General features: G+C 44.3%; 17 protein-coding genes, 1 tRNA gene and 1 rRNA gene. 3 read left to right on the top strand and 16 right to left on the bottom strand.

Annotated features, from left to right (window positions below):
• Nucleotides 1-82: 82 nt before the first annotated feature.
• From ACXAC4_RS00685 to deoC, 16 genes are all read right to left on the bottom strand, one after another.
• Nucleotides 83-1,615, bottom strand: a 16S ribosomal RNA gene (locus tag ACXAC4_RS00685).
• Between the two features lie 1,441 nt (nt 1,616-3,056).
• Nucleotides 3,057-4,241, bottom strand: coding sequence for an elongation factor Tu (tuf, locus tag ACXAC4_RS00680; protein ID WP_058028464.1), 1,185 nt, complete (start codon nt 4,239-4,241; stop codon nt 3,057-3,059).
• A gap of 62 nt (nt 4,242-4,303) precedes the next feature.
• Nucleotides 4,304-6,418, bottom strand: coding sequence for an elongation factor G (gene fusA / locus ACXAC4_RS00675; RefSeq protein WP_475158344.1), 2,115 nt, complete (start codon nt 6,416-6,418; stop codon nt 4,304-4,306).
• A gap of 27 nt (nt 6,419-6,445) precedes the next feature.
• On the bottom strand, nt 6,446-6,916 hold the full coding sequence (gene rpsG / locus ACXAC4_RS00670; protein ID WP_058028514.1) for a 30S ribosomal protein S7: 471 nt from the start codon (nt 6,914-6,916) through the stop codon (nt 6,446-6,448).
• A 102-nt stretch (nt 6,917-7,018) separates the two neighbouring features.
• Nucleotides 7,019-7,393, bottom strand: coding sequence for a 30S ribosomal protein S12 (gene rpsL, locus ACXAC4_RS00665; protein WP_010387308.1), 375 nt, complete (start codon nt 7,391-7,393; stop codon nt 7,019-7,021).
• A gap of 189 nt (nt 7,394-7,582) precedes the next feature.
• Nucleotides 7,583-11,764 (bottom strand): DNA-directed RNA polymerase subunit beta', encoded by a 4,182-nt coding sequence (gene rpoC / locus ACXAC4_RS00660; RefSeq protein ID WP_475158341.1) that lies wholly within the window; start codon nt 11,762-11,764, stop codon nt 7,583-7,585.
• A gap of 96 nt (nt 11,765-11,860) precedes the next feature.
• Entirely contained in the window at nt 11,861-15,886 is a 4,026-nt protein-coding gene (rpoB, locus tag ACXAC4_RS00655; RefSeq protein ID WP_130256504.1) for a DNA-directed RNA polymerase subunit beta, read from the bottom strand.
• Nucleotides 15,887-16,149: 263 nt separating this feature from the next.
• Nucleotides 16,150-16,512 (bottom strand): 50S ribosomal protein L7/L12, encoded by a 363-nt coding sequence (rplL, locus tag ACXAC4_RS00650; protein ID WP_058028511.1) that lies wholly within the window; start codon nt 16,510-16,512, stop codon nt 16,150-16,152.
• Between the two features lie 77 nt (nt 16,513-16,589).
• On the bottom strand, nt 16,590-17,084 hold the full coding sequence (gene rplJ, locus ACXAC4_RS00645) for a 50S ribosomal protein L10 (RefSeq protein ID WP_058028510.1): 495 nt from the start codon (nt 17,082-17,084) through the stop codon (nt 16,590-16,592).
• A 332-nt stretch (nt 17,085-17,416) separates the two neighbouring features.
• A complete protein-coding gene (gene rplA, locus ACXAC4_RS00640) occupies nt 17,417-18,121 on the bottom strand; it encodes a 50S ribosomal protein L1 (RefSeq protein ID WP_058028509.1) in 705 nt (234 codons plus the stop codon).
• A 6-nt stretch (nt 18,122-18,127) separates the two neighbouring features.
• The gene (rplK, locus tag ACXAC4_RS00635; RefSeq protein ID WP_010387320.1) at nt 18,128-18,556 is read right to left on the bottom strand and encodes a 50S ribosomal protein L11; all 429 of its coding nucleotides are present in this window, start codon (nt 18,554-18,556) and stop codon (nt 18,128-18,130) included.
• Nucleotides 18,557-18,718: 162 nt separating this feature from the next.
• Entirely contained in the window at nt 18,719-19,276 is a 558-nt protein-coding gene (gene nusG / locus ACXAC4_RS00630) for a transcription termination/antitermination protein NusG (protein WP_130256507.1), read from the bottom strand.
• 4 nt (nt 19,277-19,280) lie between these two features.
• Entirely contained in the window at nt 19,281-19,658 is a 378-nt protein-coding gene (gene secE / locus ACXAC4_RS00625) for a preprotein translocase subunit SecE (RefSeq protein ID WP_475158339.1), read from the bottom strand.
• Between the two features lie 132 nt (nt 19,659-19,790).
• Nucleotides 19,791-19,867, bottom strand: a tRNA-Trp gene (locus ACXAC4_RS00620).
• A gap of 142 nt (nt 19,868-20,009) precedes the next feature.
• Nucleotides 20,010-20,510: a hypothetical protein gene (locus ACXAC4_RS00615; RefSeq protein ID WP_475158338.1), complete on the bottom strand. Its 501-nt coding sequence runs from the start codon at nt 20,508-20,510 to the stop codon at nt 20,010-20,012.
• Entirely contained in the window at nt 20,503-21,246 is a 744-nt protein-coding gene (deoC, locus tag ACXAC4_RS00610) for a deoxyribose-phosphate aldolase (protein ID WP_475158337.1), read from the bottom strand. Before deoC ends, ACXAC4_RS00615 begins: the two co-directional genes overlap by 8 nt.
• 338 nt (nt 21,247-21,584) lie before the next feature.
• Here deoC and cysG point away from each other — a divergent pair, with 338 nt between their 5' ends.
• The 3 genes from cysG to cysN are packed head-to-tail and all read left to right on the top strand — an operon-like array spanning nt 21,585 to nt 25,358.
• Nucleotides 21,585-23,006, top strand: a complete 1,422-nt coding sequence (gene cysG / locus ACXAC4_RS00605; protein WP_475164004.1) for a siroheme synthase CysG — start codon at nt 21,585-21,587, stop codon at nt 23,004-23,006.
• Between the two features lie 37 nt (nt 23,007-23,043).
• Nucleotides 23,044-23,943, top strand: a complete 900-nt coding sequence (gene cysD, locus ACXAC4_RS00600) for a sulfate adenylyltransferase subunit CysD (RefSeq protein WP_058028504.1) — start codon at nt 23,044-23,046, stop codon at nt 23,941-23,943.
• Complete coding sequence (gene cysN, locus ACXAC4_RS00595; RefSeq protein WP_058028503.1) at nt 23,943-25,358, top strand: sulfate adenylyltransferase subunit CysN; 1,416 nt, start codon at nt 23,943-23,945, stop codon at nt 25,356-25,358. The genes cysD and cysN overlap by 1 nt, the downstream gene beginning before the upstream one ends.
• Nucleotides 25,359-25,378: the final 20 nt, after the last annotated feature.

Genomic DNA, 25,378 nt, shown 5'->3' with positions numbered 1-25,378 from the left:
TTTAAAGAGCAATATTAATTAGCTATAAAGCTAACTAACAATCATCTGTGTGGACACTACGAACAAATCTGTTCTAAATCGTTAAGGAGGTGATCCAGCCCCAGGTTCCCCTAGGGCTACCTTGTTACGACTTCACCCCAGTCATGAATCACTCCGTGGTAAGCGCCCTCCCTAAGGTTAAGCTACCTACTTCTGGAGCAACCCACTCCCATGGTGTGACGGGCGGTGTGTACAAGGCCCGGGAACGTATTCACCGCGGCATTCTGATCCGCGATTACTAGCGATTCCGACTTCATGGAGTCGAGTTGCAGACTCCAATCCGGACTACGACGCACTTTAAGTGATTCGCTAACTCTCGCGAGCTTGCAGCACTCTGTATGCGCCATTGTAGCACGTGTGTAGCCCTACACGTAAGGGCCATGATGACTTGACGTCGTCCCCACCTTCCTCCGGTTTATCACCGGCAGTCTCCTTAGAGTTCCCGACCGAATCGCTGGCAACTAAGGATAGGGGTTGCGCTCGTTGCGGGACTTAACCCAACATCTCACAACACGAGCTGACGACAGCCATGCAGCACCTGTATCAGAGTTCCCGAAGGCACCAAACCATCTCTGGTAAGTTCTCTGTATGTCAAGTGTAGGTAAGGTTCTTCGCGTTGCATCGAATTAAACCACATGCTCCACCGCTTGTGCGGGCCCCCGTCAATTCATTTGAGTTTTAACCTTGCGGCCGTACTCCCCAGGCGGTCTACTTAATGCGTTAGCTTTGGAAAAGTTGTCCGAAGACCCCAGCTCCTAGTAGACATCGTTTACGGCGTGGACTACCGGGGTATCTAATCCCGTTTGCTCCCCACGCTTTCGTACATGAGCGTCAGTATTGACCCAGGTGGCTGCCTTCGCCATCGGTATTCCTTCAGATCTCTACGCATTTCACCGCTACACCTGAAATTCTACCACCCTCTATCATACTCTAGTTTGCCAGTTCGAAATGCAGTTCCCAGGTTGAGCCCGGGGCTTTCACATCTCGCTTAACAAACCGCCTGCGTACGCTTTACGCCCAGTAATTCCGATTAACGCTCGCACCCTCCGTATTACCGCGGCTGCTGGCACGGAGTTAGCCGGTGCTTCTTCTGTAAGTAACGTCACAGCTAGCAGGTATTAACTACTAACCTTTCCTCCTTACTGAAAGTGCTTTACAACCCTAAGGCCTTCTTCACACACGCGGCATGGCTGCATCAGGCTTGCGCCCATTGTGCAATATTCCCCACTGCTGCCTCCCGTAGGAGTCTGGACCGTGTCTCAGTTCCAGTGTGGCTGATCATCCTCTCAAACCAGCTAGGGATCGTCGCCTTGGTGAGCCATTACCTCACCAACTAGCTAATCCCACTTGGGCTAATCTAAGGGCGAGAGCCGAAGCCCCCTTTGGTCCGTAGACGTTATGCGGTATTAGCAGTCGTTTCCAACTGTTGTCCCCCACCCTAAGGCATATTCCCAAGCATTACTCACCCGTCCGCCGCTCGTCATCTTCTAGCAAGCTAGAAATGTTACCGCTCGACTTGCATGTGTTAGGCCTGCCGCCAGCGTTCAATCTGAGCCATGATCAAACTCTTCAATTAAAAGTTTTTGAATCCGAAGATTCGTGCTCAATGAATTCTGTATAAATTGACTATATAGTCACTCATAAGAAATTGAGACTCTAAATTTTTTTGCTCCTGAATCAAGAGCTGTTAGAACTCAATCTGTACGAGTGCCCACACAGATGATTGCTTCATATTTTTAAAGAACAGTGTAACTCGATGAGTTACCGCAGCCTTGCTGCGAAGTGGAGCGCCATAATAACGACTTCACTTTTTATGTCAACACTTAATTTTAAATAGTTTTTAAAGATTAAGTTTTATTTGACTCGACATCGCTTTGATTTGCTTTTCAGCGTCTCGCCCCGTGTCAGTGGGGTCGCATTATAGGGAGAGCAGAAAATTACGCAACCCCTTTTTTAAAGAAAAATGCAAAAAACTGACTGTTCGCGTGCATTTTAAACGAAACGTCTGTTTTTGATACTTTAACGCTGCTTTATTGCACTATTTAGAGTAATAAATTCGATTTATACCCATATTTGGATTTAATACCTATCAAGGAAGAATGCTTACAGCTCTATTTTGTTCATTCATGCTGTATCTACTTTATGTTTGGTAGCATTATTAGAGCATCTAGTGGTAAGAGTTTATATAAAGAGTTCTGAATACTAATTTAGTAGCTAAGGTTTGTGGGCATGCTGATAGCTGTACTTTATTCCTTTGACGCAAGAGTGGTGTAAAAGGTTACCGACAGCGAACGAACTGAGAGGTCTTTTTGCGCAAGGTGAATCAAGCCAATTTAACAATAGTTAACCTGCTATCAGATTTATAAGAGGCCTAGAGGAACCCAGCTTCATGGCTGAAGAACAACTCAGAACTAGATTGAAGTAAGTTTCACAACGACTTAAGCCTCTAAGTTTTCTAATCCCTAAAAACAAAAAACCCGAGCCTAAGCTCGGTTTTTTTAATGCTTTGTGGCATTAACTAAAGTCGATATTACTCAACGATAGTTGCTATAACACCTGCACCTATCTGGTAAAGTGCGTGACCTTCACTGGTTTTAGCAAATATCAGACATTAAAGTGAAAATATTTAATGACAGAGTGCGCAGCACTCTCATTCCTTTTGCGCAAGGGCGATGACTGACCGAAGTGAAGCTTCGAAGCAGGAACAGGTGTGTGCATGGATGCGCGATGGAACCCAGCTTCATGGATGAATTACAATTTAGAACTAGCCTGGAGCAAGTTTCACAGCTTCTAAAATTTCCTAGTTTTATACCCCTAAAAACAAAAAAACCGAGCCTAAGCTCGGGTTTTTTTAATGCTTTGTGGCATTAACTAAAGTCGATATTACTCAACGATAGTTGCTACAACACCAGCACCTATCTGGTAAAGTACGCCATCTTCATTGGTTTTACCAAATCTCAGGCATTAAAAAAGGCCACCGAAGTGACCTTTTTCACAGTGTTACTGCAATCTGTAGATTATTCTACGATTGTAGCTACAACACCAGCACCAACTGTACGGCCACCTTCACGGATCGCGAAACGTAGACCTTCGTCCATCGCGATTGGAACGATTAGCTCAACAGTCATCTTGATGTTGTCACCAGGCATTACCATTTCTACGCCTTCTGGTAACTCAACGTTACCTGTTACGTCAGTTGTACGGAAGTAGAACTGTGGACGGTAGCCTTTGAAGAATGGAGTATGACGGCCACCTTCGTCTTTAGAAAGTACGTATACTTCTGAAGTGAACTTAGTGTGTGGGTTGATTGAACCAGGCTTACATAGAACCTGACCACGCTCAACTTCGTCACGCTTAGTACCACGTAGAAGTGCACCAATGTTCTCACCAGCACGACCTTCGTCTAGAAGCTTACGGAACATTTCAACACCCGTACAAGTTGTCTTCGTAGTTTCTTTGATACCTACGATTTCAACTTCGTCGTTCACGTTGATGATACCAGCTTCAACACGGCCAGTTACTACTGTACCACGACCCTGGATTGAGAATACGTCTTCGATAGGCATGATGAATGGCTTATCGATGTCACGCTCTGGCTCTGGGATGTAAGAATCTAGTGCTTCTGCAAGCTCAACGATCTTGTCTTCCCACTCTTTCTCGCCTTCTAGTGCTTTAAGCGCTGAACCCTGGATTAGAGGTAGGTCATCACCTGGGAAGTCGTACTCAGAAAGAAGTTCACGAACTTCCATCTCTACTAACTCTAGTAGCTCTTCGTCGTCAACCATGTCACATTTGTTCATGAATACAACGATGTAAGGTACACCAACCTGACGTGAAAGTAGGATGTGCTCACGAGTCTGAGGCATAGGACCGTCAGTAGCTGCAACTACTAGGATCGCGCCGTCCATCTGTGCAGCACCAGTGATCATGTTTTTAACATAGTCAGCGTGTCCTGGACAGTCTACGTGTGCGTAGTGGCGAGTTGGTGTGTCATACTCAACGTGTGAAGTTGAGATTGTGATACCACGCTCACGCTCTTCTGGAGCGTTATCGATTGATGCGAAGTCTTTTGCGTCACCACCGTATACTTTTGCAAGTACGTTAGTGATTGCTGCAGTTAGAGTTGTTTTACCGTGGTCAACGTGGCCGATTGTACCTACGTTTACGTGCGGTTTCGAACGTTCAAACTTTTCTTTTGCCATCTTAAAAATTTCCTATAAAAGAAATTAAAGTCCGATCCAGTATGAATCGGACCGAACTAAAATTATCTTACAGCGCGAGCTGCAATTATTGCCTCTGTAACGTTTTTGGCTGCTTCAGCATACTTGGAAAATTCCATAGAGTATGATGCGCGACCCTGCGTTGCAGAGCGAAGATCAGTTGCATAACCGAACATTTCAGAAAGTGGTACTTGAGCATTAACTTGCTTCAAGCCGCCAAACGCTTCTTCCATACCTTCGATCATACCACGACGACGGTTTAAGTCGCCTACTACATCACCCATGTTCTCTTCAGGAGTGATTACTTCAACTTTCATAACAGGTTCTAGGATAACTGGATCTGCGTCCAGTGCACCATCACGGAAACCTATAGAACCTGCGATCTTAAAGGCCATTTCGTTAGAGTCAACATCGTGGAAAGAACCATCGAATAACGTTGCTTTAACACCAAGTAACGGATAACCAGCCAAGACACCTTGGCGCATCTGTTCTTGAATACCTTTATCAACCGCTGGAATATATTCTTTCGGAACAGCGCCACCTACGATTTCGTTTACGAATTCGTAAGTTGGAGATTCGTCGTCCGTAATTTCCATTGGTTCAAGTTTAAGCCAAACATGACCGTATTGACCACGACCACCGGATTGACGTACAAATTTACCTTCAGCTTCCACTGAAGCACGAATTGTTTCGCGGTATGCAACTTGAGGTTTGCCCACGTTACACACAACACCAAACTCGCGTTTCATACGGTCAACAATGATATCAAGGTGAAGCTCACCCATACCAGAGATGATGGTTTGGCCAGACTCTTCATCTGTTTCAACACGGAAAGATGGATCTTCTGCAGCTAGTTTACCTAGTGCAATACCCATTTTATCTTGGTCAGCTACAGTTTTCGGTTCAACCGCTACAGAAATTACCGGCTCAGGAAACTCCATACGCTCTAAGGTAATTACTGAGTCACTCGAACAAAGCGTGTCACCCGTAGTCACATCTTTCAAACCGATTGCGGCTGCAATGTCACCCGCGCGAACTTCTTTAATTTCTTCGCGAGAGTTAGCATGCATTTGTACAATACGGCCTAAACGCTCTTTTTTCGATTTAACAGGGTTAAAAACTGCATCACCCTGCTTCACTGTACCTGAATAAACTCTAAAGAAAGTCAATGTACCAACAAACGGGTCAGTTGCAATCTTAAATGCTAATGCAGAAAAAGGTGCATTGTCGTCAGCTGGTCGAGTTCCTTCGGTTTCGTCTTCGAGGATACCTTGGATCTCTTTTACTTCTGTAGGCGAAGGCATGTATTCAACAACCGAGTCAAGCACTGCTTGAACCCCTTTGTTCTTGAATGCACTTCCGCAGGTCATTGGCACGATTTCATTGGCCAGTGTGCGTTGACGTAGCGCAGCTTTAATCTCAGCCTCGCTTAAGTCACCTTCTTCAAGATATTTGTCCATTAGCTCTTCAGTCGCTTCAGCAGCAGACTCAAGCATTTCTGCTCGCCATTCTTCTGCTAGGTCTTGAAGGTCTGCTGGGATCTCTTCATAAGTGAAAGTCGTCCCCTGGTCCGATTCGTTCCAGTTGATTGCTTTCATTTTGATTAGATCGATAACACCTTTAAATTCGTCTTCAGCACCAATTGGTAACTGAATTGGCACAGGTGTCGCACCTAAACGGTTCTTCACCTGATCCACAACTGCTAGGAAGTCAGCGCCTGTACGGTCCATTTTATTTACGAAGATCATACGAGGAACTTCGTATTTATTGGCCTGACGCCAGACTGTTTCCGTTTGTGGTTGTACACCTGATGAAGCACATAAAACCACGACTGCACCATCAAGTACACGTAATGAACGCTCTACTTCGATGGTGAAATCTACGTGTCCTGGCGTATCGATGATGTTAATACGATGCTCATCAAACTGAGCATCCATCCCTTTCCAGAAACACGTTGTGGCAGCAGAAGTAATAGTAATACCACGCTCCTGCTCCTGCTCCATCCAGTCCATAGTTGCAGCACCATCATGAACTTCACCGATCTTATGAGAAAGACCCGTGTAGAACAGAACTCGTTCTGTTGTGGTGGTTTTGCCTGCATCTACGTGAGCACAAATACCGATGTTACGGTAACGCTCAATAGGAGTTGTACGTGCCATAATATCCTCTTAAAAGGTGTTAGCAGACTACCAACGGTAGTGAGCGAATGCTTTGTTCGCTTCAGCCATACGGTGAACGTCTTCACGTTTCTTAACCGCAGTGCCTTTGTTGTCAGCTGCATCAAGCATCTCTTGAGCTAGACGAAGGCCCATTGACTTTTCGCCACGCTTACGAGAAGCGTCAACTAACCAACGCATACCTAATGCGTTACGACGTACTGGACGTACTTCAACTGGAACTTGGTATGTAGAACCACCAACACGGCGAGATTTAACCTCAACCGCTGGACGTACATTTTCAAGTGCAGCTTCAAAGATTTCTAGGTGCGACTTGCCTGATTTCTCAGCAGCCACGTCTAACGCACCGTAAACGATTTTTTCAGCAGTAGATTTCTTGCCGTCTAACATTACTACGTTAACGAATTTAGCAAGAAGTTCTGATCCGAACTTAGGATCTGGAAGAATTTTACGTTGACCTATAACGCGTCTTCTAGGCATTTTATTTCTCCGGTATCTTCAGGTTCGCTTTACTTCAGCGACTCCCAAAACAAAATATAAAAATTAAAAATTTAAGTGCTTGGCCTTACTAACGGAGAACCATTAGCCCTTAGGGCGTTTAGCACCGTACTTAGAACGACCTTGTTTACGGTCATTTACGCCTGCACAGTCAAGTGCACCACGAACAGTGTGGAAACGTACACCCGGTAAGTCTTTAACACGACCACCACGGATTAGGATAACACTGTGTTCTTGAAGGTTGTGACCTTCACCACCGATGTATGAAGTTACTTCGAAACCGTTAGTTAAACGTACACGCGCTACTTTACGTAATGCAGAGTTTGGTTTCTTAGGTGTTGTTGTATATACACGAGTACATACACCACGTTTCTGTGGACAAGCTTTAAGAGCAGCAGAGTTGCTCTTTGTAACCTTGCTACGACGTGGCTTACGCACTAGCTGGTTAATAGTTGCCATTAAATAGCTCCTGATTAATTACTACTGAAAAATGAAAAAATCTGCCCTATTTAAACATTCTTTTATTCGAACGAATAAATGGGTGGCGGAATTTTAATGAGCAAAGATTGAGCTGTCAACCAAAAAATAACGGGCAAGCCTGATTTCTCAGACTTGCCCGTATTATCTTTAGCTATTTAGTGGGAAGAATTACTCTTCGCCACCTAATAGGTCAGCGTTCAGTGCATCAGTTAGTGCTTGAGTTGCCTCTTCAGCGCTTACTGTTTGCTCTTCAACTGGAAGCTCAGCTTGCTTACGACGATTCATACGTTCTTGGTGATACGCGAAACCTGTACCGGCTGGGATCAGACGGCCCACGATTACGTTCTCTTTCAAGCCACGTAGCTCATCGCTCTTACCATTTACTGCAGCTTCCGTAAGAACACGAGTTGTTTCTTGGAATGATGCTGCAGAAATGAAAGATTCTGTTGCAAGAGACGCTTTAGTAATACCCATCAGCTGAATTTCATACTTAGCTGGGATCTTACCTTGCTTCTCTAAATCACGGTTTGCAATACTAACGCGCGCCACTTCAACTTGTTCACCAGCTAAGAACTCAGTATCACCACCGTCTAGGATGATGCACTTACGTAGCATTTGGCGAATGATCGTTTCGATGTGCTTATCGTTAATCTTTACACCCTGTAAGCGGTAAACTTCTTGTACTTCGTTTACGATGTAGTTAGATACGTCAGTTACACCACGAAGACGAAGGATGTCGTGCGGAGACTCTGGACCATCGGCGATAACTTCACCTTTAGAAACCATCTCACCTTCGAACACGTTAAGCTGACGCCATTTCGGGATCATCTCTTCGTATGCATCACCCTCTTCAGGAGTGATAACAAGACGTTTCTTGCCTTTTGTCTCTTTACCGAAACTCACAACACCTGTGATTTCTGCAAGGATTGCAGGATCTTTTGGCTTACGCGCTTCGAATAAGTCAGCAACTCGAGGTAGACCACCCGTGATGTCACGAGTCTTCGAACCTTCCTGCGGAATACGCGCTAGAACCTGACCAGGTGCCGCTGTTGCGCCATCTGTGATTTCAATCGTTGTGAATGAAGGTAGACGGATCTCTTGAAGACCACGTTCTTCGTTCTCAATGATTAGTTTAGGCTCTTTCGCATTAACCTTAGATAGGTCTTTAACAACAACACGTGTTAAACCTGTAAGGTCATCAGTCTGCGCTTCTGTGTTGCTATCATCAATGTCAGAGAATGACACTTTTGATTCATGCTCAAGAATGATTGGGTGACTGTGCGGATCCCATGTTGCAACGATATCGTTACCTTTAACTTCTGCACCATCTTGTACAGAAAGTACAGCACCGTAAGGCACCTTATAACGCTCTTTCTCACGACCGTGATCATCAATGATTGTGATCTCAGTTGAACGTGAAGTGATAACAATCTTACCGTCAGTGTTTAATACATATTTTGCATTATGTAACTTCAGGCTACCGTTATTCTTAACTTGTACGCTATTTTCTGCTGACGCTCTTGATGCAGCACCACCGATGTGGAATGTACGCATCGTAAGCTGTGTACCCGGCTCACCGATTGACTGAGCAGCGATAACACCTACTGATTCACCTGCGTTGATGATATGACCACGTGCTAGGTCACGACCATAACACTTAGCACATACACCGTAATCGTTATCACATGTGATAACAGAACGTACACGTACTTCGTCCACTGAGTGCTCTTCTAAAAGGTCACACAGTTTTTCGTCAAGCATGATGTTACGTTCAACAAGTACTTCTTCAGTACCTGGCTTTAAGATGTCTTCAGCAACAACACGACCTAATACACGCTCGCGAAGTGGCTCAACAACGTCACCACCTTCGATTAGCGGCTTCATTGTTAGACCGTCTAACGTGCCACAGTCGTCGTTTGTGATAACTAAGTCTTGTGCAACGTCTACTAGACGACGAGTTAGGTAACCCGAGTTCGCTGTCTTAAGTGCCGTATCGGCTAGACCTTTACGCGCACCGTGCGTCGAGATGAAGTACTGTAGTACGTTTAGACCTTCACGGAAGTTAGCCGTGATTGGCGTTTCGATGATTGAACCATCTGGACGTGCCATTAGACCACGCATACCCGCTAACTGACGGATCTGAGCAGCACTACCACGTGCGCCTGAGTCGGCCATCATAAATACAGAGTTGAAAGAAGGTTGCTCTTCTTCTTCACCCTGAGCATTCACAACTGTATCTTTTGATAAGTTCGCCATCATTTCACGTGAAAGGTTTTCGTTAACACGTGACCAGATATCGATTACTTTGTTGTACTTTTCACCCGCAGTTACAAGACCTGATTGGAACTGTTGGTTAATTTCAGATACTTCCGCTTCAGCCGCTTCAATGATGCCTGCTTTCGTCGGTGGGATTACCATATCGTTAATACCGATAGATACACCTGACTTCATCGCGTAGTGGAAACCTGTATACATCACTTGGTCAGCAAACACTACTGTGTCTTTAAGACCTAGACGACGGTAACACTCATTTAGAAGTGCAGAAATCTGCTTCTTACCTAATGCACGGTTGATAAGCTCAAATGGTAAGCCTTCAGGTGTGCTTAGAGAAAGGATCGCACGACCAACAGTCGTATCTACTACAGAAGTCTGTTGTGAACGATCACCAGTCTCTTCATCGATAACAGTTTCTGTAATACGAACTTTAACGCGAGCATGAAGTTCAGCAACACCTGTACGGTAAGCTTTTTCAGCTTCTTTCGCATCTTTAAATACAATGCCTTCACCTTTGGCATTGATGCGATCACGCGTCATGTAGTAAAGACCTAATACAACGTCCTGTGAAGGAACGATAATAGGCTCACCGTTCGCTGGTGATAGAATGTTGTTCGTTGACATCATTAGGGCACGTGCTTCTAGCTGTGCTTCTAATGTTAACGGTACGTGTACCGCCATTTGGTCACCATCGAAGTCAGCGTTATATGCCGCACACACTAGTGGGTGTAGGTGGATTGCTTTACCTTCGATTAGAACAGGTTCAAACGCTTGGATACCAAGACGGTGAAGTGTTGGTGCACGGTTAAGTAGAACCGGGTGTTCACGGATTACTTCGTCTAGTACGTCCCATACCTCTGGTACTTCACGCTCAACCATCTTCTTCGCAGCTTTGATGGTTGTCGCCATGCCACGGCGCTCCAGCTTACCGTAGATGAATGGCTTGAATAGCTCAAGTGCCATCTTCTTAGGAAGACCACACTGGTGAAGTTTAAGCGTAGGACCAACTGTGATTACAGAACGGCCTGAGTAGTCAACACGCTTACCAAGAAGGTTTTGACGGAAACGACCTTGCTTACCTTTGATCATGTCTGCAAGCGATTTAAGTGGACGCTTGTTAGAACCTGTGATCGCACGACCGCGACGACCATTATCAAGTAGCGCATCAACCGCTTCTTGTAACATACGTTTTTCGTTACGTACGATGATGTCTGGTGCAGCTAAGTCAAGTAGACGCTTAAGACGGTTGTTACGGTTAATAACACGACGGTAAAGGTCGTTCAGATCAGACGTTGCAAAACGACCGCCATCTAGTGGTACTAGAGGACGAAGATCTGGTGGAAGAACCGGAAGCACGCTCATGATCATCCACTCAGGGTTATTACCTGACTGGTGGAAAGATTCCATCAGCTTAAGACGCTTAGTGATCTTCTTACGCTTAGTCTCAGAGTTGATTGTTGGTAACTCTTCACGCATTTCTGCGATAAGCTGACCTAGGTCTAGTTCTTTAAGTAGATCAAGTACAGCTTCTGCACCCATCTTAGCTTCGAACTCATCACCGTGCTCTTCAAGTGCATCTAGGTACTCTTCTTCGCCTAATAGCTGACCGCGCTCTAGCGTAGTCATACCTGGCTCAGTTACTACGAATGATTCGAAGTAAAGTACGCGCTCGATGTCACGAAGTGTCATATCTAGCATTAGGCCGATACGAGACGGTAATGACTTAAGGAACCAAATGTGTGCAACTGGGCTAGCTAGCTCAATGTGACCCATACGGTCACGACGTACTTTAGTTAAAGTAACTTCTACGCCACACTTTTCACAAATAACACCACGGTGCTTTAAGCGCTTATATTTACCACATAAACACTCATAATCTTTTACTGGGCCGAAAATACGGGCACAGAATAAGCCGTCACGCTCAGGCTTGAACGTACGATAGTTAATTGTCTCAGGCTTTTTAACTTCGCCGTAAGACCAAGAACGTACCATGTCTGGTGAAGCAAGACCGATGCGGATCGCATCAAATTCTTCGGTCTTATTTTGTTGCTTCAAAAACTTAAGTAAGTCTTTCACCTTAGCTCTCCTGTCGGAGTTAATCTCGAGGGCAAGCAATGCTTGCCCCTACATTCTTTCAGTCCGGGGAGCCGCAGCTTAGCTGCGGCTGTCGGATTAATTTTCTTCCAACTCGATGTTGATACCTAGTGAGCGGATTTCTTTCAACAATACGTTGAATGACTCTGGCATACCCGGTTCCATCTTGTGGTTACCGTCAACGATGTTCTTATACATCTTAGTACGACCATTTACGTCATCTGACTTAACCGTCAGCATCTCTTGAAGTGTATAAGCAGCACCGTATGCTTCTAATGCCCATACCTCCATCTCACCGAATCTCTGACCACCGAACTGTGCCTTACCACCCAGCGGCTGCTGAGTTACTAGGCTGTAAGAACCAGTAGAACGCGCGTGCATCTTGTCGTCTACTAAGTGGTTTAGTTTCAGCATGTACATGTAACCAACGGTTACTTGACGCTCAAACGCATCACCAGTACGACCATCATATAGCGTTACCTGACCGCTACGTGGGTAACCACCTAGCTCAAGAAGGTCTTTGATCTCTGATTCGCGTGCACCATCGAATGCAGGAGTCGCGATAGGTAGACCACCTTTCAGGTTGTTCGCAAGACGACGAACTTCATCATCAGAGAAGCTAGCAATATCAACTTTCTGACGGCAATCACCTACAGCGTAAGCTTTTGCAATGAAATCGCGCATTTCGTGAATTTCACGCTGCTCTTTCATCATCTCTTCTAGCGTTTCACCGATACCACGTGCAGCCAGACCCATGTGTGTTTCTAAGATCTGACCGATGTTCATACGAGATGGTACACCCAGCGGGTTAAGTACGATATCTACAGTACGACCTTTGTCATCGTATGGCATATCTTCTACTGGTACGATTGTCGAGATAACACCTTTGTTACCGTGACGACCAGCCATCTTATCACCTGGTTGGATACGACGTTTAACAGCTAGGTATACTTTAACAATCTTAAGTACGCCTGGTGCTAAGTCATCACCTTGAGTGATCTTGCGACGTTTGTTTTCAAACTTCTTGTCGTACTCAGCTTTAAGCTCATCGTACTGTGCAGCAAGTTGCTCAAGATCAGCTTGTTGCTGTTCATCAGCTAGGCTTTGAGTTAGTAGCTTGTCAGTGCTTAATTCAGCTACTTTCTCTTCACTTAGACCCGCTTGTACAAGTAATGTACGTACGCGTGTTAAGATACCGCCTTCAAGGATTCTGAACTCTTCGTTGAAGTCTTTCTTCGCTTCACGAAGCTGCATTTCTTCAACTTCTAACGCACGCTTGTCTTTTTCAACGCCGTCGCGAGTGAATACTTGTACGTCGATCACTGTACCAGTTACAGAGTTTGGTACGCGTAGTGAACTGTCTTTAACATCAGATGCTTTTTCACCGAAGATAGCACGTAGTAGCTTTTCTTCAGGAGTAAGTTGCGTTTCGCCTTTAGGTGTTACTTTACCTACAAGGATGTCGCCACCTTTTACTTCAGCACCGATGTAAACAACACCAGACTCATCCAGTTTACCAAGTGCAGACTCACCTACATTTGGAATATCAGCTGTGATCTCTTCAGGACCAAGCTTAGTATCACGTGCGATACACTGAAGTTCTTGAATGTGGATTGTTGTTAGACGATCTTCTTTTACAACGTTCTCAGATAGTAAGATTGAATCCTCGAAGTTGTAACCATTCCATGGCATGAATGCCACGCGAAGGTTTTGACCTAGTGCTAAGTCACCTAAGTCAGTCGAAGGACCATCTGCTAATACGTCACCACGTACAACCGGCTCACCAACCATACAAGTTGGTTTCTGGTTGATACACGTATTTTGGTTAGAACGTGTGTATTTAGTTAAGTTGTAAATGTCGATGCCCGCTTCACCTGGGATGCGCTCTTCTTCATTTACGTTAACTACGATACGGCTTGCGTCAGCGTACTTAACAACACCGCCACGCTTAGCAACGATTGTTACACCAGAATCTTTTGCTAGTGTACGCTCGATACCTGTACCTACTAACGGCTTATCAGCGCGTAGTGTTGGTACTGCTTGACGTTGCATGTTCGATCCCATTAGTGCACGGTTAGCATCATCGTGTTCTAGGAATGGGATTAGTGCTGCTGCAACTGAGATAACCTGCTGAGGTGATACGTCCATATATTGGATGTCATCACGACCCATAAATGTCGATTCACCTTTGTGACGACATGGGATTAACTCATCAATAAATTCATTGCTGTCGTTCAGGTTCGTGTTCGCCTGAGCGATTACGAATTGACCTTCTTCGATAGCTGATAGGTAATCAACTTCGTCGCTTACTACACCATCAACAACTTTACGGTATGGTGTTTCTAAAAAACCATAGTCGTTAGTACGTGCGTATGTAGAAAGTGAGTTGATCAGACCGATGTTTGGACCTTCAGGCGTTTCGATAGGACAAACACGACCGTAGTGCGTTACGTGTACGTCTCGAACTTCGAAGCCTGCACGTTCACGTGTAAGACCACCCGGACCTAATGCAGAAATACGACGCTTGTGCGTTACTTCTGAAAGCGGGTTGTTTTGGTCCATGAACTGTGACAGCTGTGAAGAGCCAAAGAATTCTTTAACTGCTGCTGAAATAGGTTTCGCGTTGATTAGGTCTTGAGGCATTACATTGTCAAGATCACCTAAGCTTAAACGCTCACGAACAGCACGTTCAACACGTACTAAACCAACACGGAATTGGTTTTCAGCCATCTCACCTACAGAACGGATACGACGGTTGCCTAGGTGGTCGATATCGTCCACTTCGCCTTTACCGTTACGAATATCGATCAATACTTTCATTACTGATACGATATCTTCTTTGCTCAGTGTACCTGGGCCTGTATCTGAATCATAACCTACACGGCTATTGAACTTCATACGACCCACAGTTGATAGGTCATAACGCTCTTCAGTGAAGAATAAGTTTTCAAATAAAGCTTCTGCAGCTTCTTTCGTTGGTGGCTCACCAGGGCGCATCATACGGTAGATTTCTACAAGCGCTTCTAAGCGGTTTGTAGAAGAATCGATACGTAATGTATCTGAAATGTAAGCACCACTATCTACATCATTGATGTAAAGTGTGTCGATTTGCGCGTGACCTGCTTTAACAAGCTCAGCCATTAGTTCTAGTGAAAGTTCAGCATTCGCTTCTGCGATGATTTCACCAGTAGACTCATCGATGTAGTTTTTAGCTACTACACGACCAATGATGTACTCATGTGGTACTTCAAGTTGTGTAATTTCTTTCTTTTCAAGAGTCTTGATATGACGAGCAGTAACACGACGACCGGCTTCAACGATCACGTCACCGTCTTTGTCTTTAATATCAAATGCAGCTGTTTCACCACGAAGACGTGAAGGAACAAGCTCCATTAATACTTTACCGTTAGCAACTTCGAACGTTGTCGTTTCGAAGAACATTGCTAAGATCTCTTCAGATGTAAACTCTAAAGCACGTAGAATGATAGACGCCGGTAACTTACGACGGCGGTCGATACGTACATATAGGTTATCTTTTACATCAAATTCAAAGTCTAACCATGAACCACGGTAAGGAATAACACGTGCGTTATAAAGTACTTTACCTGAAGAGTGTGACTTACCACGGTCGTTATCAAAGAATACACCAGGAGAACGGTGTAGCTGAGAAACGATAACACGCTCTGTACCATTGATTACAAAAGTACCGGTATCGGTCATGAGCGGGATTTCGCCCATGTAAACTTCTTGCTCTTTAATGTCTTTAACTGTGCCTGGTGCTTCTTTATCCATTAGCACAAGACGTAATTTCACGCGAAGTGGAGCAGAATAAGTCACGCCGCGAATTTGACATTCTTTTACATCGAATACTGGCTCGCCAATACGGTAACTTACGTATTGGAGCTCAGAATTACCCGAGTAGCTTTTAATAGGGAAAACAGAGCGGAATGCAGCTTCCAGTCCATAGTCGCCTACAGCGTCAGGATTCAAGAATTTTTTGAACGATTCTAACTGTGTAGACAGTAAGAAAGGTATATCCAAAACTTGTGGACGTTTACCAAAATCCTTACGGATACGTTTCTTTTCAGAATAAGAGTAAGCCATGGGGTTCCTCAGCTTGCTGATCTTTGACCCAACCTGTTCTTGTAAGAACAGCATTACTGGCATCTAAGCCATGATAACAACATCTCATTGTTGCACTAAATGCCACTGCTATTAGCAAAAACTTAAGTTATTGAAATAAAAGTGAAATTTAGAGTTTTTTACGTCTAGTAAATATGATCATACTAGAGCGCAAAAGGGCCGGTGATTAAATAATCACCAGCCCTTGCCTGATTGCTCAGGCAGCGAACCTAGCCGTAGCTAGATTACTTGATCTCAACTTCAGCACCAGCTTCTTCAAGATCTTTCTTAAGTGCTTCAGCTTCTTCTTTAGAAACAGCTTCTTTGATTGGCGCAGGAGCAGACTCAACAAGAGCTTTTGCTTCTTTAAGGCCAAGACCAGTTGCACCACGTACAGCTTTGATAGCAGCAACTTTGTTACCGCCAGCAGCAGCTAGGATTACGTCGAACTCAGTCTTTTCTTCAGCAGCTTCAGCAGGACCTGCAGCAACAACAGCAGCAGCTGCAGTTACGCCGAACTTTTCTTCCATTGCTTCAACTAGTTCAACAACTTCCATTACTGACATTTCAGCAATCGCGTCAAGGATTTGGTCTTTAGTTACAGACATTGTAAATTTCCTAATTAATTACGAACCCATGAGGTTCAAAAAAATTTTTAAATGAGAAAGTGAATAAAGGCTTAAAATTAAGCAGCTTCTTCTTCTTTCTTAACGCGAACTGCTTCAATTGTTTTACACAATTTGCCAGCAGACGCTTCTTTCATAGCGCTCATTAAGCGTGCAACAGCTTCGTCATAAGTAGGTAGCTTAGCAAGCATATCTACGTCAACGATATTGCCTTCGAATGCAGCAGACTTAAGCTCGAATAGCTCATTCTTTTTCGCGAAATCTGAGAAGATACGCGCAGCAGCACCTGGGTGCTCTGAAGAGAAAGCGATTAGGCTTGGGCCTACTAGAGACTCGTTAAGACACTCATAATCAGTACCTTCAACAGCACGTTTAGCTAGGGTGTTACGAACAACCTTCATCCAAACGCCTGCTTCACGAGCTTCTTTACGAAGAGCAGTGATAGCATCAACTGTCACACCACGAGAATCTGCAACTACTGCAGATAGAGCACCTTTGGCAACTTCATTAACTTCAGCAACAATTGCTTTCTTGTCTTGAAGGTTTAAAGCCATGGGTGTTACTCCTGGTTAATTAAAAACCTAATGGTTTTCAGTTCTACTCTTACCTCAACAAAATTGCTGAGGTGCTTTTTACGGCGAGAGCCAGAAGATTAGGAAAATCTAGCTGGGATTCACACCGTCTACGTAGGAATTATTAAGGCTTTCACCACCTACGGTCTTGGACGGAAACGCAATTTATCGTTTGATTGTAGACCAACTGGTTAACAATACACGAAATTATGCGCTTCAACCCGAATTCTTTACTTCGTTAGAGAACACGTTCTCAACGAAATGGCGCAAAATTATAGTTCAAATTTTACGCCATGTAAATGCTAATTTCTAAATTACGCTACTTGCGTGTTTAGAGTAGCTTGGTCAACAGCAACACCTGCGCCCATAGTTGTTGAGATGCTTACTTTCTTCAAGTAAGTACCTTTCGCTTGAGAAGGCTTAGCCTTCTTAAGCGCAACAAGTAGTGCTTCAAGGTTTTGTTGTAGCTGTTCAGCAGTGAAGTCAACTTTACCGATAGTCGTATGAACGATACCGTTCTTGTCGTTACGGTAACGAACCTGACCAGCTTTAGCATTTTTAACTGCTTCTGCAACGTTAGGTGTTACAGTACCAGTTTTAGGGTTAGGCATAAGACCACGTGGACCTAGGATTTGACCTAGTTGACCAACAACGCGCATTGCATCTGGAGAAGCAACAACAACGTCAAAGTTCATTTCGCCTTTCTTAACTTGCTCAGCAAGCTCTTCCATACCTACTAAATCAGCACCCGCTTCTTTAGCAGCTTCAGCGTTTGCGCCAGCTGTGAATACAGCAACGCGAACTTCACGGCCAGTACCGTTTGGAAGTACAGTTGCACCACGAACGTTTTGGTCAGATTTACGTGCATCGATACCAAGGTTAACAGCAACGTCAACACTTTCAGTGAATTTAGCAGTAGCTAGTTCTTTAAGAAGAGCAACAGCTTCGTTGATTTCGTACTCTTTAGTTACGTCAACTTTTTCGCGGATTACGCGCATACGCTTAGTTAATTTAGCCATTCTCAATTACCCTTCTACATTCAAGCCCATTGCACGTGCAGAACCTGCAATCGTGCGTACAGCTGCATCCATATCAGCAGCAGTAAGATCAGGACGTTTAGTCTCAACGATCTCTTCTAGTTGAGCACGTGTTACTGTACCAACTTTTTCTGTGTTAGGACGGCCAGAACCAGACTTGATGCCAGCTGCTTTCTTAAGAAGGTAAGAAGCAGGTGGAGTTTTCATGTCGAAAGTGAATGAACGGTCGTTGTAAACAGAGATGATTACAGGAACCGGAGCGCCTTTCTCGATAGACTCTGTACGTGCGTTGAACGCTTTACAGAATTCCATGATGTTTACACCGTGTTGACCTAGTGCAGGACCTACTGGAGGACTAGGATTAGCCATACCAGCAGCAACTTGTAGCTTGATTAGAGCTTCAACTTTCTTTGCCATTTTAAATAACCTCGTTAGTTGGGTCTTTGCCTTGTGCGCGCGAGGACGCGTACTCAAGCGGCTTCCCAAATTAAAAAAATCTGTGCTTTTGCTATACCAGATAACAAAAGGCCGCTGATTATAGATTAACCAGCGGCCTTTTTCAATCTCTTCGAAAAGAAATTATTTGTCTTTTTCTACCTGACCAAATTCTAGGTCAACTGGTGTAGAACGACCGAAGATAAGAACAGACACTTTTAAGCGGCTCTTCTCATAATCAACCTCTTCAACTACACCACTGAAGTCTGCGAATGGACCATCGTTCACGCGTACCACTTCACCCACTTCAAATAATGTTGCAGGCTTAGGCGCTTCAGCATTTTCTTGAATACGGTTAAGAATACGGTCAGCTTCTTTTTTGCTGATTGGTGCTGGACGATCAGACGTACCACCAATGAAGCCCATTACACGTGGCGTGCTGTTTACTAAGTGCCAGCTCGCATCGTTCATGTCCATTTCAACTAGAACATAACCTGGGAAGAACTTACGCTCAGATTTGCGCTTTTGACCAGCACGCATTTCAACTACTTCTTCAGTAGGGACTAGTACTTCACCAAAGCTATCTTCTAAGCCTTCGATCTTAATGTGCTCAATGATTGTTTGAGCAACGCGCTTTTCGAAACCCGAAAACGCTTGAATTACGTACCAGCGTAATTTCTTTTCTTTGTTCTCATCCGACATGGGATCAGATCTCCAATCCAGTTAAAAAGCCAACAATACGGAATAAAATGCCGTCTAAACCCCAAAGGATTAACGCCATAACTACTGTTGCTAGCATTACGATAAAAGTTGTATGCGTTGTTTCTTGACGCGTTGGCCAAACAACCTTGCGTACTTCAATTCTAGACTCTTTTGCAAAAGCAATAAAAGTACGACCTTTTTCAGTAGTTGCCAGTAGACCTAAAGCAGCTGCTACTGCAACAACAACACCTACCGCACGCACTAACACAGATAGGTCAGCGTACATGTAATTACCTATCACTGCACCTAATAGCAATGCAATTGATACTAGCCACTTAACCGTATCCATCGAGTTTGACGGAGTTTCTACATTCGTGCTCATAAAAAATTTACCTTAAATACAGACACAACGACCCTGCATATGGCAGGGTAAATCCATTAATCCAAATCTACAAATAAGCGAGAGGTTCATTGAACGGCCACATTATTTTAGGTTTAGACTAGCTGTATGAATTGGCAGGGGCGGCAGGACTCGAACCCGCAACCATCGGTTTTGGAGACCGCTGTTCTACCAATTGGAACTACGCCCCTGCAAAGTGGATGCCCATTATACTGACGAACAAAGCGAAAACAAGAGTAAAAGATGCGCAAATTTTAATTTTGTCAAATCTTACGCTAATCTCACGCCAGCAATGGTTATAAATCAAACAAAAACATTCACGCATTTTAACGATTATGCCAGCTGTAACAAGTCACCATGATGAAAATCACACAATAACCAGATTTGCTCAAATGGGTGGGTATCTGGAAAGCTTAATTGTGCCTGCACATTTTTAAAATTATCGTAATGCCAAATCGGACTGGCGTTACGGATCAACAACCATGTCCGCTCTGATTGATAGCTTTTCTTGGCTTTTTGATTCAACAACCGTCCTAATGCCACTTTGAGCTGCTGTTCAGACGGTGCCTGAGACATCACAGCCAATTCTTGTTGCATCGATAACGATAGCGGTCTGCCAAGTACAGCCATAGCTTCGGTTTCACTGGCATACAAATGCGCCACTTCAATGTCGAGTTTCTGATCACCTTGGTAACAGCTGACATCGGGTTTTCGTGGTTCATTATGCCAGATATGGCGCATAGGGGTGCCATACGCCTTTTCGTAACATTTTAAAAATAACTTGGCCGCTTCATGCTCAAGTTCTATTTTTTCTTGCTCACTGTATCTATGCATCTAAGGTGTTATGAATATCTTTTAGTAAGCCTGATGCGCCGAATCTGAATTGCGCTGGCGTCAAACTATCGCATTCGAGTTTTTGTTCAGCAAGTCGTAAGTAAGCACTCGCATCTCCCACTGTTCTTACTCCACCCGCCGCTTTAAAGCCCACTTCTCGGCCTGATGAATTAATTGCATCAAGCATAATTTCAGTTGCTTCTAAAGTGGCATTAACAGGCACTTTTCCGGTGCTAGTTTTAATAAAGTCTGCACCCGCTTCTATCACTAAGCTACTTGCTTTGCAAATAAGCTCAGGCGCTTTTAGCTCACCACTTTCTATGATTACTTTGAGACAAGCATCATGCTCTGTGCATAACTGCTTGCTCTTATGAACATACAGTTTGGTATTCTCTAGCTCGCCCTGTATCACTTCTTTATATGGGATCACTAAATCAATTTCGTCAGCCCCGTCTAATAAAGCTTGTTTTGTTTCATTAAGCACCAAGTCTAATGACTGCTCGCCATCATAAAAGTTTGTCACTGTTGCAACTTTAACTGACTGCCAGTTTCTTCTTGCCAGCTCTTTTTTTACTAAACCAACAAATTGTGAATAGACGCAAATGGCAGCTGGCAGACCAATCTCAGGGCGCACACTATCTAGCAATGCCAATATAGATTGCTCTGTATCGTTTTCATTTAGAGATGTGAGGTCCATTAGGGACAATGCTTGTGCTGCATCTTGTTGTATTGTCATGGTACTTTCCCGTGTATGTATCAGTCATTCACCATAGTTAAGTGAATGTATCCTCTCAATCCTAGGGCATATGTCCGCTAAAGACTCTGCTCAAAATCAAATTTATCTGTTTAGCATATCTCATAACCAAACATAATAAGCTAAATTAAATAGCTGAAACTTAGCTCAAGGGCTTGTAAATAAAGCCTTAAACCAAATTAAACCCCCTTCTATAACTTTTAGTTATATAGACTAGGTTTTAATTATTTTTTCCTGTTTCAAAGCCGCTATATTCTGCTGCTCTGTAATGTTCTGCACGATAAAAATAGCAGAATATGAATATAACTAAGGGGCAAATGGTGCAGTACTTACCTATCTTTACCAAACTTGATAACAAACCGGTGCTGGTTGTCGGCGGTGGTGATGTTGCACTTCGTAAGGCGCGTGCATTTTTAAAAGCACGTGCGGATGTAACGATTGTGGCCCCTGAGTTCTGCCATGAATTACTCGATGCCGAGCTAGAAGGCGAAGTAACACTCATTCAAGACTATTTTAATGAGTCACATCTTGTAGGCAAAATGCTTGTTATTGCCGCTACTGATGTTGAGTCTGTTAATAACACCGTATTTGAATTAGCAAACCAGCATAATATTTTCGTCAACGTGGTAGACGACCAGCCTAAGTGCTCGTTTATTTTCCCGTCTATTGTAGACCGTGACCCTATTACCATTGCTATTTCAAGCGCAGGCACTGCGCCAGTTTTAGCACGACGTTTACGTGAGAAGTTAGAAACGCTTATTCCACAGCACATTGGCCCATTAGCAACCTTAGTAGGCAGCTTCAGAGATAAGGTAAAGGCACGCTTTAAGCATTTTGCCGATCGCCGCCAGTTTTGGGAAAGCGTGTTCGATTCAAGCGTGGTGAGTAAAGTACAGGTAGGCGATACCGAGGCTGCGACCGAACAGCTACACGAAATGCTCGACGCTAAAGCTGAGCCGGAAGGTGAAGTATATGTAATTGGTGCAGGCCCAGGCGATCCTGAGCTACTAACACTCAAAGCGCTTCAACTTATGCAACAAGCCGATGTTGTGGTGTATGACTACCTCGTCTCTGATGAGATTATGGATCTAGTACGTCGCGATGCAGATTTAATTTGTGTCGGTAAACGCCTTAACTACCACAGTGTTAAGCAAGAAGACACCAATCAAATGTTGGTCGACCTTGCGAAACAAGGCAAAAAAGTTTGCCGTATCAAAGGTGGCGATCCGTTTATTTACGGCCGTGGTGGTGAAGAAGTACAAGTACTGAAAGCCCATGATGTACGTTATCAAATCGTACCGGGCATTACTGCCGCAGCTGGGTGTAGCGCTTATGCAGGTATTCCTTTGACGCACAGAGATCATGCACAAGCAATCCAGTTTGTAACAGGTCACTGTAAAAAAGACGGCCAAGAGTTAGATTGGCAAGGGCTTGCTAAGCCTAACCAAACACTGGCAATTTACATGGGTGTGATCAAATCACCGCATATTCAGGCTAAATTACTTGAACATGGCCGCAGTGCTAACACCCCAGTTGCAATCGTTGAAAATGGTACCCGTAAGAATCAACGCGTGGTTAGAACCGAATTAGGTCAATTGGCCGAACAAATTGAGGCACATGAGATTGTCTCACCAGCACTACTGATTATCGGAGAGGTAGCTGCTTTACATGAAGAGTTAGCTTGGTTTGGGCAAAGTGCACAGATCAGCAGTTTTGCTCAGCCACTGACCGATGTGGCGTAACGATTTTATTTTTTAATTTTTAAGTAGGACGACGACAATGGCTTTAACACACCTTCAGCAATTAGAAGCTGAAAGTATAAAGATTATTCGCGAAGTCGCAGCCGAGTTTGAAAACCCAGTGATGCTTTACTCTATCGGTAAAGATTCATCGGTACTTTTACACTTAGCGCGTAAAGCATTCTTCCCAGCGAAAATTCCTTTCCCTCTACTACACGTAGACACAGATTGGAAATTCCGCGAGATGATCGAATTCCGTGACCGCTTAGCAAAAGAATATAACTTTGACTTAATCGTCCACAAAAACCCAGAAGGTATTGCCATGGGCGTGGGTCCGTTTACGCACGGTTCAGCTAAGCACACTGACGTGATGAAAACACAAGGCTTAAAACAAGCATTAGACAAATACGGCTTTGATGCTGCTTTTGGTGGTGCGCGTCGTGACGAAGAAAAGTCACGTGCGAAAGAGCGTGTGTACTCATTCCGTGATAAGCACCACCGTTGGGACCCTAAGAACCAACGCCCTGAGCTTTGGAACACCTACAACGGTCAGGTTAACCCAGGCGAATCAATCCGTGTATTCCCACTATCTAACTGGACTGAGCTAGACATTTGGCAATACATCTATCAAGAAAATATCGAAATCGTGCCATTGTACCTTTCTGAAAAGCGCCCTGTTGTTGAGCGCGACGGTACGTTAATCATGGTTGACGATGAGCGTATGCCATTAAACGAAGGCGAAGTGCCTGAGATGAAATCAGTGCGTTTCCGTACGTTAGGCTGTTACCCACTAACTGGTGCGGTTGAGTCAGAAGCAAACACTCTGACTGGCATCATCGAAGAAATGTTGCTTTCTACCTCTTCTGAGCGTGAAGGCCGAGTAATTGACCATGATTCATCAGGCTCGATGGAGAAGAAAAAACGTGAGGGGTATTTCTAATGTCTACGGCAAATGAAGTAAGAGAATTAGGTATCGACGCTTATCTAGCGCGCCAACAAGACAAAAGCCTTTTACGCATGATGACTTGTGGTAGCGTAGATGACGGCAAATCAACGCTTATCGGTCGTCTATTACACGACAGCCACCAGATTTATGAAGATCAGCTGGCAGCACTTCATAAAGACAACGAAAAAGTGGGTAACGCAGGTGAAGAGCTAGATTTAGCACTACTGGTTGACGGTCTTCAAGCTGAGCGTGAACAAGGTATTACAATTGATGTTGCTTACCGTTATTTCTCGACTGCTAAGCGTAAATTCATCATTGCGGACACACCAGGACACGAGCAATACACACGTAACATGGTAACGGGTGCGTCTACGAGTGACTTGGCTATCATCTTAGTTGATGCGCGCTACGGTGTGCAAATTCAAACTAAGCGTCATAGCTTTATCTGTGATTCATTAGGTATCAAGCAGTTCGTTGTTGCCATCAACAAGATGGACATCGTGGACTTTGACGAAGCCGTATTTGAAAAAATCAAAGCTGACTACTTAAAGTTTGCTGAGCAGTTAAATGTATCTGACATCAAGTTTGTGCCTATGTCTGCGCTTAAAGGCGACAACGTCGTAACGCGTTCTGAGCACACACCGTATTACACAGATAAGCCACTGCTTGAGCTACTTGAAGATTCTCCAGCAGCACAAGCGAACACAGACTTTGAAGCGCGCTTCCCTGTTCAGTATGTGGTTCGTCCAAACCTTGATTTCCGCGGCTTCCAAGGCACATTAACATCGGGTTCATTAACGGTTGGTCAAGCGGTTAAGGTGTTACCATCTGGCAAGCAATCTAGCATCAAAGAGCTAGTGACCTTTGACGGTAACTTAGAGCAAGCGCAAACAGGTCAAGCATTCACAATTACATTAAACGATGAAGTTGATGTAAGCCGTGGTGATGTGATCGTGCCTGCTGACTCAACAGCTGCTGTAACAAACCAAGTGCAAGCAAAGCTTGTGTGGATGCACGAAGAACCATTAGTGCTAGGTAAGAGCTATAACTTCAAGTTAGGTAGCAAAAACACCGCCGCTATCGTGAAGAAAATTGACCACACTATTGATGTAAATACATTAGAGCAAGGTCAAGCTGACAGCCTACAGTTAAACGAAATTGCTATTGTAACGCTTGAGCTGACAGAGAGCATTGTTGCTGATGTGTACCGCAACAACCACGAAACTGGCGCATTCATTCTGATCGACCGTTTATCAAACCTGACGATTGGTGCTGGTATGATTGAAGCGCTTCTTTCAGAGCAAGCAACGCAAAACTCTGAGTTTAGCGACTTTGAAGTTGAGTTTAATGCCCTAGTTCGCAAGCACTTCCCGCATTGGCAAGCGCTTGACATTACTAAGCTTAAATAAGCTGTTTATGCCTGTTATGT

Source organism: Pseudoalteromonas sp. AWM4_233 (genome assembly GCF_056158285.1).
Note: the sequence above shows the minus strand (reverse complement) of the source record. Positions and strands in the feature narration are given on the sequence as shown.

Bases quoted from the DNA above. Each gene is read 5' to 3' on its own strand.
- rplK (WP_010387320.1), bottom strand. From the start codon at position 18,556: ATGGCAAAGAAAGTTGAAGCTCTAATCAAGCTACAAGTTGCTGCTGGT.
- ACXAC4_RS00615 (WP_475158338.1), bottom strand. From the start codon at position 20,510: ATGCATAGATACAGTGAGCAAGAAAAAATAGAACTTGAGCATGAAGCG.
- rplL (WP_058028511.1), bottom strand. From the start codon at position 16,512: ATGTCTGTAACTAAAGACCAAATCCTTGACGCGATTGCTGAAATGTCA.
- rplJ (WP_058028510.1), bottom strand. From the start codon at position 17,084: ATGGCTTTAAACCTTCAAGACAAGAAAGCAATTGTTGCTGAAGTTAAT.
- fusA (WP_475158344.1), bottom strand. From the start codon at position 6,418: ATGGCACGTACAACTCCTATTGAGCGTTACCGTAACATCGGTATTTGT.
- rplA (WP_058028509.1), bottom strand. From the start codon at position 18,121: ATGGCTAAATTAACTAAGCGTATGCGCGTAATCCGCGAAAAAGTTGAC.
- secE (WP_475158339.1), bottom strand. From the start codon at position 19,658: ATGAGCACGAATGTAGAAACTCCGTCAAACTCGATGGATACGGTTAAG.
- rpsL (WP_010387308.1), bottom strand. From the start codon at position 7,393: ATGGCAACTATTAACCAGCTAGTGCGTAAGCCACGTCGTAGCAAGGTT.
- deoC (WP_475158337.1), bottom strand. From the start codon at position 21,246: ATGACAATACAACAAGATGCAGCACAAGCATTGTCCCTAATGGACCTC.
- rpsG (WP_058028514.1), bottom strand. From the start codon at position 6,916: ATGCCTAGAAGACGCGTTATAGGTCAACGTAAAATTCTTCCAGATCCT.
- rpoB (WP_130256504.1), bottom strand. From the start codon at position 15,886: ATGGCTTACTCTTATTCTGAAAAGAAACGTATCCGTAAGGATTTTGGT.
- cysN (WP_058028503.1), top strand. From the start codon at position 23,943: ATGTCTACGGCAAATGAAGTAAGAGAATTAGGTATCGACGCTTATCTA.
- cysD (WP_058028504.1), top strand. From the start codon at position 23,044: ATGGCTTTAACACACCTTCAGCAATTAGAAGCTGAAAGTATAAAGATT.
- nusG (WP_130256507.1), bottom strand. From the start codon at position 19,276: ATGTCGGATGAGAACAAAGAAAAGAAATTACGCTGGTACGTAATTCAA.
- tuf (WP_058028464.1), bottom strand. From the start codon at position 4,241: ATGGCAAAAGAAAAGTTTGAACGTTCGAAACCGCACGTAAACGTAGGT.